Source organism: Murinocardiopsis flavida (assembly GCF_003014485.1).
Classification (GTDB): Bacteria; Actinomycetota; Actinomycetes; order Streptosporangiales; family Streptosporangiaceae; genus Murinocardiopsis; species Murinocardiopsis flavida.
Map to the genome: position 1 here is coordinate 52,869 of NZ_PYGA01000005.1, position 15,909 is coordinate 68,777.

A 15,909-nucleotide genomic window follows, 5' to 3' on the forward strand; every position below is an offset into this window, starting at 1 on the left:
AGTGAACCCACAGACGCGCGGGGGGCCGGGCCGCCCACGGCCGTTCCCCCTCCCGCCCGGCGGTTCCCGCGCGGCCTCGCAACGGACTCCGTGCGGCCGCGCCGCCCCCGGACCGCGGCGCCGGTCCGTGCGCACGGCCGCTCCGCACGCATCCACCGGAAACTCCCTACGGCTCCACTGGCCTGCGCGGGTGGGTATCGGGGCGCAATGCCCGCTACCTTTGGGGCCAGGCGGAGTTTGGTAACCGTCGGGGAGGGTCGCTTGCCGTCGGATGGGCTCCCGAAGGATCTCGAACCGCTGAACGCCGGTGACCCGGCGTCCATCGGTCCCTATGTGCTGTCCGGACGCCTTGGCAGCGGGGGGATGGGGACGGTCTACCTTGGCCGCTCCCCCGAGAAGAACGCCCAAGTGGCGATCAAGGTCATCCGCCCGGAGCTCGCGTTCGACGAGGCCACCCGGGCGCGGTTCCACGACGAGATGGAGAACGCCCGCAGGGTCGCCTCGTTCTGCACGGCGAAGGTCCTCGACCACGGCACATTCGAGAACCGGCCGTACATGGTCACCGAGTACATCGCCGGCACCGGGCTCGCCGAGCACATCGCCAAGAACGGCCCGCTCGACTCCAGCACCCTGCACGGCTTCGCGCTCGGTGTCGCGGCGGCCCTCGCGGCCATCCACAAGGCCGGCCTGGTGCACCGCGACCTCAAGCCCGCGAACGTCATCCTGTCGATCTCCGGGCCGCGGGTCATCGACTTCGGCATCGCCCGTGCGATGAACACCGCCACCAACCACACCCAGACCGGCATCGTCATGGGCAGCCCCGGCTGGATGGCGCCCGAGCAGCTCCTCGAGGAGAAGGTCACCCCCGCCGCAGACATCTTCGCGTGGGGCTGCCTGGTCGCGTTCGCCGGCACCGGCGCGCACCCGTTCGGCAACGGCGACGCGATGACGCTGGGCAAGCGGGTGCTGTTCGCCGAGCCGCAGATCAGCGGGCTCGACAGCCCGCTCGACCGGCTCGTCCCCAAGGCCCTCACCAAGGAGCGCGAGCGCCGGCCCAACGCCCAGGACCTGCTGCTCGAACTCGCCGGGGGCGGCCCCGAGGCCAGCGACGCCCACGACATGGTGAGCAGCGCGCTGTACCGGTCGTGGCGGCCCAACCTGCCCCCGATGCCGCCCATGCCGCCGCAGGGCCACCCCCAGGGCCCGCCGCAGGGTCCGCACCCGCAGGGCCCGCCGCCCAACCAGCCCAACCCCAATCAGCCCAACCCCAACCAGACCGGTTCGGGGCTGCACCGCCCCGGCCCGCAGCCCGTTCCGCCCGTCGGGCCGCCGCACCCGCCGCCCAACCAGCAGCATTACCCGGGGCAGCCGCACCAGCAGGCCGCGCCGCCGCCCCCGGGCCCGCCCATGCCCAACCCGGCGTTGCAGAGCCAGCCGATGCAGCGGCCGGTGCACCAGACCGGCCAATTCGCCGCCGTCCCCCCGAACCCGGCGCACACCGGCCCCATCCCGCGGGTGCCCGGCCCCAACGCGCCCCCGGTCCAGGCGCCCACCGGCGCGCGGCCGCAGGCGCAGCCCTACGTCCCCCCGGTCCCGCCGCCGCCGCACGCCCCTGTGCAGCCCACGGCGAAACGGCGCCTCAAATGGCTGGCCGCCGCGGTGGTCGCCGCCATCGTGCTGCTCCTCGTGCTGTACGGGGTGCTGAACTACATGGGGCCCGGCGGCGTCGCGGGGATCACCAGCGGCAGCAGCGAGGCCGACACCGGCGAGAAGGGCGGCGAGGCCCCCAAGGCCGGGCCCGAGGTCCCCGCCGACGCGGTGGGCGGCGGCAAGGACGGCCCGATCTTCTTCGTCGTGCACGGCTACGACTGCCGCGGCACCGACGAGGACCGCGTCGCCCAGCCCGAGAACGGCAGGTTCTGCACCTTCCGGGTCGAGGCGCGCAACACCTCGGACGACACCACCCGCATCGACCCCCAGTGGCAGGCGCTGCGCGACTCCAGCGGCGGTTCGCCGAACATGCCGCTCGAACCCGTCAGCGGCCGCCCGGAGCGGCTGTTCGAGACCATCGAGGCCGGCCGGAGCGTCGAGGGCGAACTCGTCTTCATGGTGCTCGACGGCCTCGACCCCGCGACCCTCATCCTCCGCGGCACCGACTCCAGCGAGGGCCTTGAGGTGCCCCTCCGCGGGAACGGGACCCGGTCCCAGGGCGGCCGCCCGGCGTAGGACGCGCCCCGGACGGCCCTCAGCCGCTCGCAGGGCGCCGCGCGGGGCGCTCGCCGTGGCTTGGGCCGCCCCCTCAGGATTCGGGGCGGTTCTCGGCGATTCGGGCGAATTCGGCGATGCCCAGCGCCTCGCCGCGCGCCGAGGGGTCCACCCCCGCCGCGCGCAGCGCCGCCTCGGCGGCGGGCGCCGACCCCGCCCACGACGCCAGTGCGGCGCGCAGGGTCTTGCGCCGCTGCGCGAACGCGGCGTCGACCGCAGCGAACACCGCCTCGCGCGGCGCCGTCGACACCGGGGCGTCGCGGCGCACGAACCGCACCAGCCCGGAGTCGACGTTGGGCGCCGGCCAGAACACGTTGCGGCCGATGGCACCGGCGCGGCGCACATCGGCGTACCAGGCGGCCTTCGCCGACGGCGCGCCGTAGGTGCGCCCGCCCGGCCCGGCCGCCAACCGGTCGGCCACCTCCGCCTGCACCATGACCAGCCCGCTGCGCAGCGACGGCAGCAGCTCCAGCAGGTGCAGCAGCATGGGCACGGCCACGTTGTAGGGCAGGTTCGCGACGAGGGCGGTGGGGGCGGGGCCCGGGAGTCCGGGGATGCGCACGGCGTCGGCCGTGACGACCGACAACCGGTCCGCCACCGCGGGGGCGTGCTCGGCGACCGTGCGGGGCAGCGCCTCGGCGAGCACGGGGTCGATCTCCACGGCGGTGACGTGGCCGACGTGCGGCAGCAGCGCCAAGGTGAGGGAGCCCAGGCCGGGGCCCACCTCCACGACGACGTCCTCGGCGCCGACCTGCGAGGCGCGCACGATGCGGCGCACGGTCCCCGCGTCGACCACGAAGTTCTGGCCGAGGACCTTGGTCGGGCGCACGCCCAGGCGGCCGGCCAGGACGCGCACGTCGGCGGGGGTGAGCAGGCGGGCGTCGCCGGGGGTCGCTGAGTCGGTCACCCGCGCCATCCTGCCAGGTGCCGGCGTTGAAGGCGGACGGCGCGTGCCGCACGGCGGGCCGGGGCCCTAGAGTGGGCCCGCCCCTTAGGGCGTGCCGGACTGCTCCGCGAGACACGCCCTGCGACGCCGCGGGCCCCTGCCCGACTGAGACGACGAGTGTGCGACGTGCATCCCCACCCCCCGCTGGGCCCGGAATCCGCCCCCGACCGCTACCGACCCGTGCGGTTGCTGAGCACCCCCGACGAATCCCCGCTGCTCCTCGCCGAGCAGCAGGTGGCCGACGCCGTCGAGGCCGTGCTGATCCGCGTGGTCCCCGCCGCCGACGCCGCACCGGCGGGCGCGCCCGCCGACCAGGTGCGCGGCGCGAGCAGCGGCGTGGCCGGGTTCCTGGAGCGGTTCACCGCCGAGGTCGCGCCGCCCGGCGCCGCCCCGCAGCGCGCGCTGGTCCTGGTGGCCGAGTACCCGGGCGGTGTCGGCCTGCGCGCCTGGCGCGCCGAACTGATGCGCGGCCCCGTGCAGGACATGCGCACGGCACTCGACCCGATGCGCGGTGTCGCGGCGGCGCTCGACGCCCTGCACAGCGGGCAGGCCCACCCTGACGGGCGCACGGTGGTCGTCGGCTCCCTGTCCCCCGGCACCGTCATGGCCCTGCCGCAGTCCGACGGCGTCCCGGTCGACTTCGGCCTCGGCCCGCGGCAGGACCCCGCGCTGCCCCCCGGCCGGTGGCTGACGTCGGGCTATGTCGCGCCGGAGGTCGCCGAGCACGGGTACTCCGCCGGCAGCGACCGCTACGCGTTCGGCGCCACCTGCTTCTTCGCGCTCACCGGCCAGGAGCCGCCGCCCGATGCCGCCGGGCTGCGCGAGCGGTTCGCCGCGCTGCCGCCGGTCGACGGTGCTGCCCCCGAACGGCACGCGCGGCTGCTGGCGATGTTCGGCGACGACCCCGCCGCGCGGCCGCCCGCGGCCCAGTGGCTGCGGGACCTGACCGGTTCGGCATCGCCGGCGCCGCCCGCGGCACCGGCTCCCGCCGCCGCGGTGCCCGCGGCGCCCGCGGCGTCCCCGGCGGGGGCACCGCCCGCGGCGCCAAAGGGGTTCCGCCGCCGCCGCACGACGCTGCTCGTCACCCTGGCGGTCGCCACCGTGCTGATCCTGCTCGGCGCCTCGGTGGTCACGTACCGGATGCTGGCGAGCGGGAGCGGCGCGAGCGCCGCCACACCCCCCGCGTCCGACCGGTCGTCGGGCCGCGAGACCCCGACCGCCCGGCCCGCGTCGGAGGACGGCTCGGTGCGCGACGACGGCAGCATCGCGACCGGCGACCTCGGCGCCGACCTGCCCGTCGTGGAGGTCTACACCGACTACCAGTGCGCGAAGTGCCGCACGTTCATGAAGAGCAACGGCGACGCGCTGGCCGGGCTCGCCGCCGACGGCGACGCCGTCGTCCACTACCGGCCGGTGAGCGTTTTCGCCCAGCGGCTCGACCCGCTGGCGGCGAACTCGCTGCGCGCCGGGGCCGCCGCCCGCGCGGCAGCCGACCACGGCAGGTTCGTCGAGTACAGCGAAGTCCTGTTCGCCAACCAGCCCGCCGAGGGCGAGGAGGGCTTCACGACCGCCGACCTCAAGAAGTGGGGCGCCGAGGCGGGGATCGACGACCCCGCGTTCGCCGACCGGGTCGAATCCGAGGGCAAGGCCGCCGAGAAGTACGTGTCCTACGTCGAGGAGCTCGTCGAGAAGGGCGGGGTCCACTTCGGCGCCGAGCGCTTGCAGACGATGCCGTTCGAGGAGCTGGCCGCGTGGGGCGCCGACAACGGCGTCGACGACGGCTTCCTGGACGACACCTACGTCGCGCAGGTCCTCGACGCCACCACCGCGGTGAACAAGCGCTACGCCCCCGGCGACGGCCGCGACGCGTTCTCCGGCGCCCCGTCGGTCTACATCAACGGGCGCCTCCAGGACGCCGACCGCCCGGCCGCGCTGCGCAAGGCCGTCGGCGCGGCGGGGGCGGGCACGCTCGCCGACTGAGCGGGCGCGGCCCTACCCTGCCGCCCCGCGGCGCCCCGCGGCGACCGGGCCGCCGCGCGCGGGCGGCGCGTCGAGGATGTGGGCGAAGTCGTCGGCGAGGTCGCCCAGCAGCCTGCGTCCCTGGTCGGTCGCGACGTGGCGGACCCGGTTGCGGTTGCGGCTGCTGGTCATCAGCCCGGTGTCGCGCAGCACGGCCACGTGGACGCTGACCGTGGGCTCGGAGATGTCGAGCAGGCGCGCGAGCTCGCCCGTCGTGCTCCCCGCGACGGCGCCCTCCAGCACCTGCGCGCGGGTGTGGCCCAGGAGCCGGGCAAGGGCGTGGCGTTCGCGCGCGGCGGTGCCGTCCCTGCGGCCGGGCGGGTCGGCGGGGACATGCGCCGGGTACACGAGCACCGGCGGCAGCTCGGGGTCGAGCACCGTGATGGGGTACCTGCGGCAGAAGAACGACGGCACGAGGGTCAGGGTCCGGCCCCGCAGCCACACGTCGCGCTCGTCGGGGTAGGCCACCTCCAGCACGCCGCCGCGCCATTGCGCGTGCGGTCCGAACGCGACGGGCAGTCCGCCGCCGCCCGGCGCGCGGCCCACTGCCACGGCCGCGTCGATGCGGTCCCAGTGGGGCGCGAGGGCCAGCCCGTAGTAGGAGCGGACCGCGCGGGCGAGCCCGGTGAGCGCCGACCCGTCGCGCATCAGGCCGCCGGCGACGCCGGAGCCGCCGTGCTCGGCGATGAGGTGCGCGAGGTCGTCGTGGACGCGGCGGCGCGGGGTCCGCAGCAGGGCGTCGATTCCGCGGTCGAGCCCGTCGCCCTCGCAGTAGGGCGTGAGGAAGTCCGGGGAGTAGCCGGTGGGCGGCGCCAGCGACGCCAGCGCCCACATGCCCGGTGTCATGCGGGCGTACACCCCCGCCCGCCACCGCTCGTACGCGGTGCCGCCGGCGGCGCCGAGGAGCAGGTGCAGGCTGAGCAGGACCTCCCACATCGGGTCGGGCGCCGGGGCCGAGGCGACGGGCTCCCTGCGGTCGTCGGAGAAATGAAAACGCAGCAACGCGGTCTCCCTTGTCAACGCCGGTGCGGCGGCGACGTCACCCGTTGGGCGCTGCCTCGGCGGTGATGCGTTCCACCGGTCCCCTGGCCGGTCGCGGCCGGTGGCTCGGGGAACCGGATCCGTCGCCGCGCGTGCGGGCGGCCCGGGTGTCCTGGCACTACTCGGCTTTTGAACGCTCTCACCTGGGAACTTAGAGAGTGATCGAAGTTCGTGGACCGGTGCCGCCCCGATCGTGGAACGTTGGGTGCCGGTGCGGTCACCGGCCGGTATCGGCGCACGGGACCCGTCGCCGACCGGGCGGAGGGGCGGTGCCGCCGGTCCGGGACGGCGGCCCCCTGAACGGGCGGCGCGCCGGGACCGGCACCGCAGACGCCCGCGCCGCGGTGCCCGCGACGGGGGCACCCGGCCGCTACCCGGACCGCCGGTGCGCCGATCCACCGGTGAACGGGGGTCGCCGGTGAACGGGGGTCGCCTCCGCGAATGTCCAACGGGGGACGGAGGCGCCTCCCGCGCGGGGTCGGGCGGCGCGCACATCGCCGCGCCGCCCGGACCCGCGTCCGCTACAGGTGCTTGCCGCACTCCGGCCACTGGCTCTGCCAGTTGCCGTCGACCATGTTGTAGAGCTTCTTCGCCCGCATGGTCTGCTCGCTGGGGCTGGCGTCGCTGGGCAGCCCGCTGCCCCCGGTGGACGCCCAGGTCTGCTCGGAGAACTGGTACAGGCCGTAGTAGCCGCCCGCGGAGTTCACGGCCTTGGGGTTGCCGCCCGACTCGCACTGCGCGAGGCCGGCCCAGTTCAGGGAGTCGGCGGGGCCGCCGACGTCGGAGTCGACCTCGGGCGCCTCCTCCTTGGTGCCGACCTCGGTGATGCCCTTCACCGGCTTCTTCAGCACCTTCTCCTTGAGGACGTGCTCGGTCTTCTTGCCGCCCTTCATGACCGTCGCGACGGTGACCTTCTTCTTGCCGTCCTTGGGCTTGCGCACGACCTTCTTCTCCCCCTTGGGGAGGTCGTCGTTCTCGCGCGTCTGGACGCCCGCCTCGATGGGCACTTCCTTGGTCTTCGGCTTGCCGATCACCTGCATGACCTTGATGACCATGCCGTCGGTGGGTTCGGTGGCGGCCTTGGGCTTGACCTTGTCGTACTTGCCGAGGTCGATCCCGTTCTCCTTGAGGACCTCGCCCACGGTGGGCTCGGTGCTGGAGACCTTCTTCTTCTTGGTGTCCTGCTGGATGACGAGGTCGCGTGCGCTGCGCGCCGTCACCTCGAGGCCGGACTTGGGGACCGCAGCGGTGCGCTTCACGGACAGCGACATCGGCTCCTTGTGCTTGCCGATCTCTTTCAGCGCCTCGTCGACGGTGAACGCGGTGACCCAGTGCGACTTGGCCTTGCCGTCGAGTTCGAGGGTGAACTTGCGGCCGGTGCGCACCTCGACGTCCTGGCCGCGGCTCACCTGGGTCCCCGCCGCGGGCACGACCTTGTCGTGCTCGCCGAGTTCGACCTCGGCGGACTCCAGGACGTCGGCGACCGACGAGCCGAACGTGTGCACCGTGCGGTCCTTGCCGTCGACGGTGAGGGTGATCCGCTTGTCCATGGCGAACGCCGTTCCGCCGCCCGCGAGCAGCAGGACGACCAGTACGGCGGCGCCGATGAGGAAGCCGCGCGAGCGCAGCAGCGCGGGGATCCGGGACGGTGTGCGCGCTCCCCTGCGGGGGCCCTGGGGCGGGCCCTCGGGGGCAGGAAACGGTTCGGGAGGAGTGGACACGATGTGTTGGCTTTCCTTCGCGGGCGAGGGACGCCGGGGGCGTGTCCCGGCGGGAGGGAGCATCTCCGGCCGTCCGTGGAGCGAGCGGGGTCTGCTGGACGGCGGGCCCCTGGCGGCGACTCTACGGCCGTCCGCGCGGGAACCGGCACGGATCGCGTGGAGCGGCCGCCCCACGCCACGGAAATTATCACGTCAGACCCAATGACGGTTACGGAAAGTCCGTAACCGCACACCGCGGGTCGTGCGCCGACCGCCGCTACCAGCGGCGCGGCCGACGGGCGGCGCCGCCGAGGGTGCGGACCCCCGAGAATGGGGTAATCCGATTTCTTCGCCGGCCCTCAATCCCGGAGGTTGCGTTCATGGGTCCCCTCAACGGTGTCCGCGTCGCGGAGTTCGCCGGAATCGGCCCCGGCCCCATGGCGGCGATGCTGCTGGCCGACCTCGGCGCCGACGTCATCCGGGTGGACCGGCCCCGGGCCGCCGCCGCTGTGGCCACGGGGGCGGCGCGGCCGCAGATGAGTGCGGGGCGGCCGGTGCTCGGCGCCGACCTGAAGACCCCCGAGGGCGCCGAAACCGCGCGCGGGCTCATCGCGGCTGCCGACGTCCTGCTGGAGGGCTTCCGACCGGGGGTGATGGAACGCCTCGGCCTGGGCCCCGACGAGTCCCTCGCGGCGAACCCGCGCCTGGTGTACGCGCGGATGACCGGGTGGGGCCAGGACGGCCCGCTCGCCGAGCGGGCCGGGCACGACCTGAACTACATCGCGCTGACCGGGGCCCTGCACTCCTTCGGCCGCGCGGGGCAGGCCCCGGTGCCGCCCGTGAACCTGGTGGGCGATTTCGGCGGCGGCGCGATGCTCGTCGCCACCGGGATCCTCGCCGCGCTGGTGGAGCGCCAGTCGTCCGGGCGGGGCCAGGTGGTCGATGCCGCGATGGTCGATGGCAGCGCGCTGCTCATGTCGATGATGTACGAAGACCACTCCGCCGGCGGGTGGAGCGACGAGCGCGGCGCGAACTACCTCGACACCGGCGCACCGTTCTACGACGTGTACGAGTGCGCCGACGGCGGGTACCTGTCGGTGGGCTGCCTGGAGCCGCAGTTCTACGCGGCGTTCCTGGAGGGGGTCGGCCTGTCGGCGGCGGACCTGCCCGACCAGTGGGACCGGTCGGGCTGGCCGGAGCTGCGCCGCCGCTTCGCCGACGCCGTCAAGACCCGCACCCGCGACGCGTGGGCAGCGGTGTTCGAGCAGGTCGACGCCTGCACCTACCCGGTCCTGTCGATGACGGAGGCCCCCGAGCACCCGCACATCAAGGCGCGGGGCACCGTGCGGCACGACGCCGACCGCCGCGCCCCCGGCCCCGCCCCCCGCTTCACCCGCACCCCGGGCGCGAACACCCGCGCCTCCGACTTCCCGGAACCCGACCTGGAGCAGTCCCTCCGACGATGGGGCCTCGCCGGGGACTAGCCGGGGCGTGCCGGGGTTCCACGGGCGTCCGGCGGCGTCGGCGCCGCCTCCGTCCGCGCGGGGAGCCTAGAGCGCGAACGCGCGGCGGGTGTTGGCGGCGACCGCCTCGGCGAGGTCGTCCTCTGCCATGCCCTTGACCTCGGCGAGCGCGCGCAGGGTGTGCGGGATGAGGTAGGGCGCGTTGGGGCGGCCCCGGTAGGGCTTGGGGGTGAGGAACGGGGCGTCGGTCTCGACCAGCACCAGGTCGGCGGGTGCCGCGGCGGCGGCCTCGCGCAGCGGTTCGGCGGTGGGGAAGGTGACGTTGCCGGCGAAGCTCATGAAGTAGCCGCGCTCGGCGCAGGTCTTCGCCATGGCGGCGTCGCCGGAGAAGCAGTGGAACACCACGGTGTCGGGGGCGCCCTCCTCCTCCAGCAGGCGCAGGACGTCGTCGTGGGCGTCGCGGTCGTGGATCATCAGCGCCCTGCCGTGCCGCTTGGCGATGGCGATGTGCCGCCGGAACGACACCTGCTGGGCGGCGACGCCGTCGGGGCCGGTGCGGAAGTAGTCGAGCCCGGTCTCGCCCACGGCCCGCACCTGCGGCAGCGCTGCGAGCCGGTCGATCTCGGCGAGCGCGGCGTCCAGCGCCTCGGCGCCACCCGGAGGGCGCCGGTCGGCGGCCCAGTCGGTGTCGTCGGCCTCGACCCCTGCGGCGCCGTCGCCGTGCACGATGCGCGGCGCCTCGTTGGGGTGCAGCGCGACGGCGGCCCACACGGTGGGGTACTCCTCTGCGACCCGCGCCGCCCATTGCGACCCGGACAGGTCGGTGCCCACCTGGATCAGCGGTGTGACCCCGACCGCCGCCGCGGCGGCGACGATGTCGGCGACATCGGGGGCCTGCATGTCCATGTGGGTGTGGCTGTCGGCCACCGCGACCCGCAGCGGCTCAGGCGCCGGCGGCGCCTCATGCCGGTTCCGATCACGAGCGGCCCGCTGGTTCTTGCTCTTGCTCACGGCCACCGAGTCTATGCGCGTGGCCGTACGCGGGGTGACCGGAGTCCCGTGGGTGCGCTGCCGGGACACGGCGCGGCCCCCGCTCTCTTTCCGAGGGCGGGGGCCGCGGTGGTGGTTAGCCGGCCGCCTCTTCGAGGCGGGCGAGTTCTTCGTCGACGATCTTGGGGTCGAGCTTCGTGAACAGCGGGGTGGGCGGCGACAGCGGGGTGCCGGGGACGATGGGCACCGACTCCCAGCGGGCCTCGTTCCCGGCGTAGGTCCCGGTGATCACCGAGTACGTCGAGGTGCCGTCCTCGCCGCCGATGGAGTCGGTGACCTCCTCCAGCCGGGGCATGCCCGTCCACACGCCCGTGCCGCCGAGCATCTCGTGCACCTTGGTGGAGGTGTGCGGCAGGAACGGGGTGAGCAGCGTCTTGGCGTCGCTGACGAGTTGCAGGGCGACGTGCAGGACGGTCTTCATGCGCTCGGGGTCGGTCTTCTTCAGCGCCCAGGGCGCGCTGTCGGAGATGTACTTGTTCGCCTCGGCGACCGTGCGCATGGCCTCCTGGATGGCGGCCTTGAACTGGCTGCGGTCGAGCCGCGCGCCTACCGTCGCGAACGCGGCCTGCGACGCGTCGAGGACGCGGCGGTCCTCGTCGGTCAGGGGGCCGGCCTCGGGGATCTCGCCGAGGTTCTTCGCCGCCATGGAGATGGACCGGTTCACCAGGTTGCCCCAGGCGGCGACCAGTTCGTCGTTGTTGCGCCGGACGAACTCGGCCCAGGTGAAGTCGGTGTCCTGGGTCTCGGGGCCGGCCGCGATGATGTAGTAGCGCAGCGCGTCGGCGTCGTAGCGCTCCAGGAAGTCGCGGACGTAGATCACCACGCGCCGGGATGAGGAGAACTTCCGTCCCTCCATGGTGAGGAACTCGCTGGACACGACGTCGGTGGGCACGTTCAGCGCGCCCAGCGCCCCCGGTTCGCCGCCCTTGTCGCCCGCGCCGCTGTAGCCGAGGAGCATCGCCGGCCAGATCTCGGCGTGGAAGACGATGTTGTCCTTGCCCATGAAGTAGTAGGACTCGGCGCCGTCGCCCTGCCACCACGCGCGCCACGCCTCGGGGTCGCCGGACCGCTTGGCCCATTCGATGGACGCCGACAGGTAGCCGACCACCGCGTCGAACCACACGTAGAGCCGCTTGTTGGCCTGGTCGCTCCACCCTTCGAGCGGGATCGGCACGCCCCAGTCGAGGTCGCGGGTGATGGCGCGCGGCTGCATGTCGTCGAGCAGGTTCAGGGAGAACTTCAGGACGTTGGGCCGCCAGGTGTCGGACTTCGAGCGCAGGTACTCGCCCAGGACGTCGGCGAACGCGGGGAGGTCGAGCATGAAGTGCTCGGTCTCCACGAACTCGGGGGTCTCACCGTTGATCTTGGACCGGGGGTCGATCAGGTCGATGGGGTCGAGCTGGTTGCCGCAGTTGTCGCACTGGTCGCCGCGCGCGCCGTCGTAGCCGCAGATGGGGCAGGTGCCCTCGACGTAGCGGTCGGGCAGGGTGCGACCGGTGGACGGCGAGATGGCGCCCTGGGTGGTCTTGGTGAACACGTACCCGTTGTCGAGCAGACCGGTGAACAGCTCCTGCGCCACGGCGTAGTGGTTCGCGGTGGTGGTGCGGGTGAACAGGTCGTAGGACAGCCCGAGCGCCACCAGGTCCTCGGCGATGACCCTGTTGTAGCGGTCGGCGAGCTCCCGCGCCGACACGCCCTCCTGGTCGGCGAGGACCTGCACGGGGGTGCCGTGCTCGTCGGTGCCGCTGACCATGAGCACGTCGTGGCCGGACATTCGCTGGAAGCGCGAGAAGACGTCGGAGGGGACTCCGAACCCGGAAACGTGTCCAATGTGGCGGGGGCCGTTGGCGTAGGGCCAGGCCACCGCGGTCAGGATGTGGCGAGTAGACGACATGGCCCCAGCCTAGAGCCGACGAGCCCCGCACCGGCCCGCGTCCCACCCCCGAACGGCCCGATCCGGCGCCGCGCGCCGCTGCTTCGCGGGCACCGCGGGGCTGGGTGTGAGTGGGGCGGGGTGGCTGGTCCTTTGCTTCGGGTGGGCGGAGGCGGGGGCGGGCGTCTGTAGTGTGTGCGTGACGTCCGACGGTTCTGGTAAGCGCGGCCGGCACCCCGCGCGCGTGCGACGTCCGACGGCGGCAGGGTGCCTCCCGATCGAAGGCGGTGGTCACGGTGGGCCCACGGGCGACCCGTGTACTCGCCGCTGTGCTCGTCTCGGTCATGGTCACCCTATGCGCGCCGGTGCTGCCCTCGCTGGGGCTCGCCGGTATCGCGGCGGCCCCGCCGCCCGCTCCGGCGGCGCACACCGCCGAGCCGGGTTCGCACGCCTTCGTGGTGCCCACGCAGGACTCCGCGTCCATCTCCAAGGCGCTCGCCAAGTGGGGCGGCGACCAGCGGCCGGCGACCCGCGACCTCCCCGACGGCCACACGCCGGAGCACGTCCGGCTGCCCGGGGTGGGCGCGCCGTGGGCCCGCAGCGCACCGGCGCTCGCAGTGGACGCGCCGCCGACCGCGGACGACTCCGACCTGCCTCTGGGACGCGCCCCTCCGCGCGCGGTGTAGGGGACGCCGGCGGCACCTTCGCGGTCCGTCGCGCGCTCCCGCTCAGTGGTGCAGTCCTGCCCGGCTTTTGCCCGGGTTTCCCGCCCCCGTGCTCGTGAGAGGTCGTTTTTCCATTGTCCAGTCGAACGGGATCAGGGAGCCGCTGGTTGCGCGGCCTCATCTCCCTGGCCATCGTTCTCGCCGCGTTCGGCGCGGCGTGGTTCGTACCGCCGAAGCTGGGGCTCGACCTCAGCGGCGGCACCCAGATCGTCCTGGAGACCCAGGACGGCCCCGATACCCAGGCGAACGCCGAGAACACCGACAAGGTCATCGAGGTGCTGCGCGAGCGCATCGACAGCCTCGGTGTCAGCGAAGCCACCATGTCGCGTTCCGGCGAGAACCGGATCGTCGTCGAACTGCCCGGCGTCCAGGACCCCACTGAGGCGGCCGAGCTCATCGGCCAGACCGCGCAGCTGACCTTCCACCCGGTGCTGGGGGTCGAACCGTCCCAGCAGGGCGGCATGCCGGGCGGGATGCCCGGCGGCATGCCGGGCGGCGGCGCTCCCGGCGGCGCCCCCGTCCCGGGCGGCGGCGCACCCGCACCCGGTGGCGGCGCCCCCGCGCCCGGCGACGGTCAGAACGCGCCCGCCGACGAGGCCAACGCCCCCGCAGCGGGCGAGAAGAAGGGCGGCGAGCCGAAGGGCGGCGAGCAGCCCGAGATGTCGGAGGAGGAGCTCCAGCAGCTCCTCCAGCAGCAACAGCAGGGCCAGCAGGGCGGCGGCGGAGCCCCCGCCGAGAACCCCGACGACGTCAAGCTCACGCTGCCCGACGAGTCCGGCCAGCAGCAGTTGCAGCTCGGCGCCACCGCCATCAAGGGCGACCAGGTCGGCAGCGCCGAGGCGGCGCTGGACGAGTTCCAGTCGAACTGGATGGTGAACGTCAACTTCCGCGGGCAGGGGCCCGACGACTGGAAGAAGCTGACCGGGGAGGCGGCCTGCAACCCGCAGGGCGACCCCAAGCGCCGCGTCGCCATCGTGCTCGATGACAAGATCATCTCCTCGCCCGAGGTGAACCAGGAGTTCAGCTGCAATGCGGGCATGGGCGGCGGCCAGACCTCCATCACCGGCAGCTTCACCAAGGACTCGGCGACCGACCTCGCCGTCCTGATCGAGGGCGGCTCGCTGCCGCTGCCGGTCGAGGAGGTCCAGCGCCAGACCGTCGGGCCGACGCTCGGCGCCGACGCCATCGAGGCCAGCGCCATCGCCGCCGGCATCGGCATCCTGCTGACCGCCCTGTACATCTGCGCGGCCTACCGCCTGGTGGGCTTCCTCGCCTCCATCGCGCTGGCCTGCTACACGCTGCTGGCGTACGCGGCGCTGGTGGCACTGGGGGCGACGCTCACCCTGCCCGGCCTGGCGGGGTTCGTCCTCGCCATCGGCATGGCGATCGACGCCAACGTGCTGATCTTCGAGCGGGCGCGCGAGGAGTACCAGCGCCAGGAGAAGGTCTACGCCGCCAACAAGGCGGCGGGGATGTCCGACGCGGCGGGCTCCGACAAGGGCGACAAGGGGGACGGCGCCGAAGCCGGTGTGCTGTCCAAGCGCAAGCGGCGGGCGATCCCGCCGAACCTGGAGAAGGCGTTCGTCGAAGGCACCAAGAAGGCGTGGAGCGCGGTGCTCGACACCAACGTCACCACGCTCATCGCGGCGGCCCTGCTGTTCTTCCTCGCCACGGGCACCGTGCAGGGCTTCGGCGTCACGCTGGGCCTGGGCACCCTCGCGTCGATGATCTCGGCGCTGGTCATCGCCCGGGTGTTCGTGCAGTGGGCGGTGCGCCGCTCGTTCTCCCGCAAGCACCCGGACATCACCGGCATCTCGCGGATCAGCAAGGTCCGCAAGTGGCTGGTCGAGCGCAACCCCGACCTGATGAAGCGCAGCACCCTGTGGCTGGGCATCGCGGGCCTGGTCACGGCGATCGCGGTCCTGGGCATGCTGGTGCGCCCGCCGAACCTCGGCGTGGAGTTCACCGGCGGCCGGGTGCTCGACTTCGACACCCAGGAGAGCATCAGCGTCAACGACGCCCGTTCGACGGTCTCCGACGCCGGGTTCCCCGAGGCGGTCGTGCAGGAGTCGGGCGACGGCGACATCTCGGTGCGCACCGGCCAGATCTCCGACGGCGAGGCCAAGGAGATCCAGGACTCGCTCAGCGCGGTCGCCGGCGACACCGAACGCGTCAGCGACGAGAAGATCGGCCCGAGCATGGGCAACGAGCTGCGCAACAAGGCGCTCATCGCCTTGGTCGCGGCGCTCGCCCTGCAAATGGCCTATCTCGCCTGGCGGTTCCGATGGTCCTTCGGGGCCGCGACGATGGCGGCACTGGTGTTCGACGTCGTGGTGGTCGTGGGCCTGTTCTGCTGGTTGGGCAAGCCCATCGACGGGGTGTTCCTCGCCGCCATCCTGAGTGTCGTCGGGTTCTCCGTGAACGACTCGGTGGTGGTGTTCGACCGGGTGCGCGACGAATGGGCGCACGACACCAAGTCGAAGTTCGGCGAGATCGCCAACCGGGCGATCCTGCACACCCTGCCGCGGACGGTGAACTCCGGCATCGGCGCCATCTTCATCCTGGGGGCGCTGGCGTTCCTCGGCGGGTCGTCGCTGACGGACTTCTCCATCGCGATGCTGGTCGGCCTGATCTCCGGCATGGTGTCCACGGTCTTCGTGGGCACACCGCTGTCGATCTGGTTGCAGAAGTACGACCGGACCCCGCCTCCGCACGAGGTCAGGGAGAAGAAGACGAAGCAGCGCAAGGAGCTGCGGACCGCACGGGAGGAGTCCGACGGCGCCGTGGTGTAGCGCCCGGAACCTCCGGAACGAACAGGGCCCCCGCA

At 73.5% G+C, this 15,909-nt stretch carries 10 protein-coding genes; 5 read left to right on the forward strand and 5 right to left on the reverse strand.

Annotated elements, in window-relative coordinates:
• Positions 1-261: 261 nt before the first annotated feature.
• Positions 262-2,226, forward strand: coding sequence for a serine/threonine-protein kinase (locus CLV63_RS08920; protein ID WP_106582473.1), 1,965 nt, complete (start codon positions 262-264; stop codon positions 2,224-2,226).
• Positions 2,227-2,299: 73 nt separating this feature from the next.
• Here CLV63_RS08920 and rsmA read toward each other — a convergent pair whose 3' ends face one another.
• Positions 2,300-3,172: a 16S rRNA (adenine(1518)-N(6)/adenine(1519)-N(6))-dimethyltransferase RsmA gene (gene rsmA, locus CLV63_RS08925; protein ID WP_211301222.1), complete on the reverse strand. Its 873-nt coding sequence runs from the start codon at positions 3,170-3,172 to the stop codon at positions 2,300-2,302.
• A 165-nt stretch (positions 3,173-3,337) separates the two neighbouring features.
• Between rsmA and CLV63_RS08930 the strand changes: the two genes are divergently transcribed.
• Positions 3,338-5,191, forward strand: coding sequence for a thioredoxin domain-containing protein (locus CLV63_RS08930; RefSeq protein ID WP_146165533.1), 1,854 nt, complete (start codon positions 3,338-3,340; stop codon positions 5,189-5,191).
• A 12-nt stretch (positions 5,192-5,203) separates the two neighbouring features.
• Here the strand turns inward: CLV63_RS08930 and CLV63_RS33160 are convergent, their stop codons facing one another.
• The gene (locus tag CLV63_RS33160) at positions 5,204-6,232 is read right to left on the reverse strand and encodes an ArsR/SmtB family transcription factor (RefSeq protein ID WP_170134179.1); all 1,029 of its coding nucleotides are present in this window, start codon (positions 6,230-6,232) and stop codon (positions 5,204-5,206) included.
• A gap of 560 nt (positions 6,233-6,792) precedes the next feature.
• The gene (locus CLV63_RS08940; RefSeq protein WP_245928672.1) at positions 6,793-7,992 is read right to left on the reverse strand and encodes a resuscitation-promoting factor; all 1,200 of its coding nucleotides are present in this window, start codon (positions 7,990-7,992) and stop codon (positions 6,793-6,795) included.
• A gap of 359 nt (positions 7,993-8,351) precedes the next feature.
• Between CLV63_RS08940 and CLV63_RS08945 the strand changes: the two genes are divergently transcribed.
• Entirely contained in the window at positions 8,352-9,455 is a 1,104-nt protein-coding gene (locus tag CLV63_RS08945) for a CaiB/BaiF CoA transferase family protein (RefSeq protein WP_106582477.1), read from the forward strand.
• 66 nt (positions 9,456-9,521) lie between these two features.
• On the opposite strand, the gene CLV63_RS08950 is transcribed toward CLV63_RS08945, so the two are convergent.
• Positions 9,522-10,445 carry a TatD family hydrolase gene (locus CLV63_RS08950; RefSeq protein ID WP_106582681.1) on the reverse strand — a complete coding sequence of 308 codons (924 nt, stop codon included), beginning with the start codon at positions 10,443-10,445 and terminating at the stop codon, positions 9,522-9,524.
• 115 nt (positions 10,446-10,560) lie between these two features.
• Positions 10,561-12,378 (reverse strand): methionine--tRNA ligase, encoded by a 1,818-nt coding sequence (metG, locus tag CLV63_RS08955; protein WP_106582478.1) that lies wholly within the window; start codon positions 12,376-12,378, stop codon positions 10,561-10,563.
• Between the two features lie 275 nt (positions 12,379-12,653).
• Here metG and CLV63_RS08960 point away from each other — a divergent pair, with 275 nt between their 5' ends.
• Both CLV63_RS08960 and secD read left to right on the forward strand, forming a co-directional pair.
• Complete coding sequence (locus tag CLV63_RS08960; protein ID WP_146165535.1) at positions 12,654-13,043, forward strand: hypothetical protein; 390 nt, start codon at positions 12,654-12,656, stop codon at positions 13,041-13,043.
• A 113-nt stretch (positions 13,044-13,156) separates the two neighbouring features.
• On the forward strand, positions 13,157-15,874 hold the full coding sequence (gene secD, locus CLV63_RS08965) for a protein translocase subunit SecD (protein ID WP_106582480.1): 2,718 nt from the start codon (positions 13,157-13,159) through the stop codon (positions 15,872-15,874).
• Positions 15,875-15,909 lie beyond the last annotated feature (35 nt).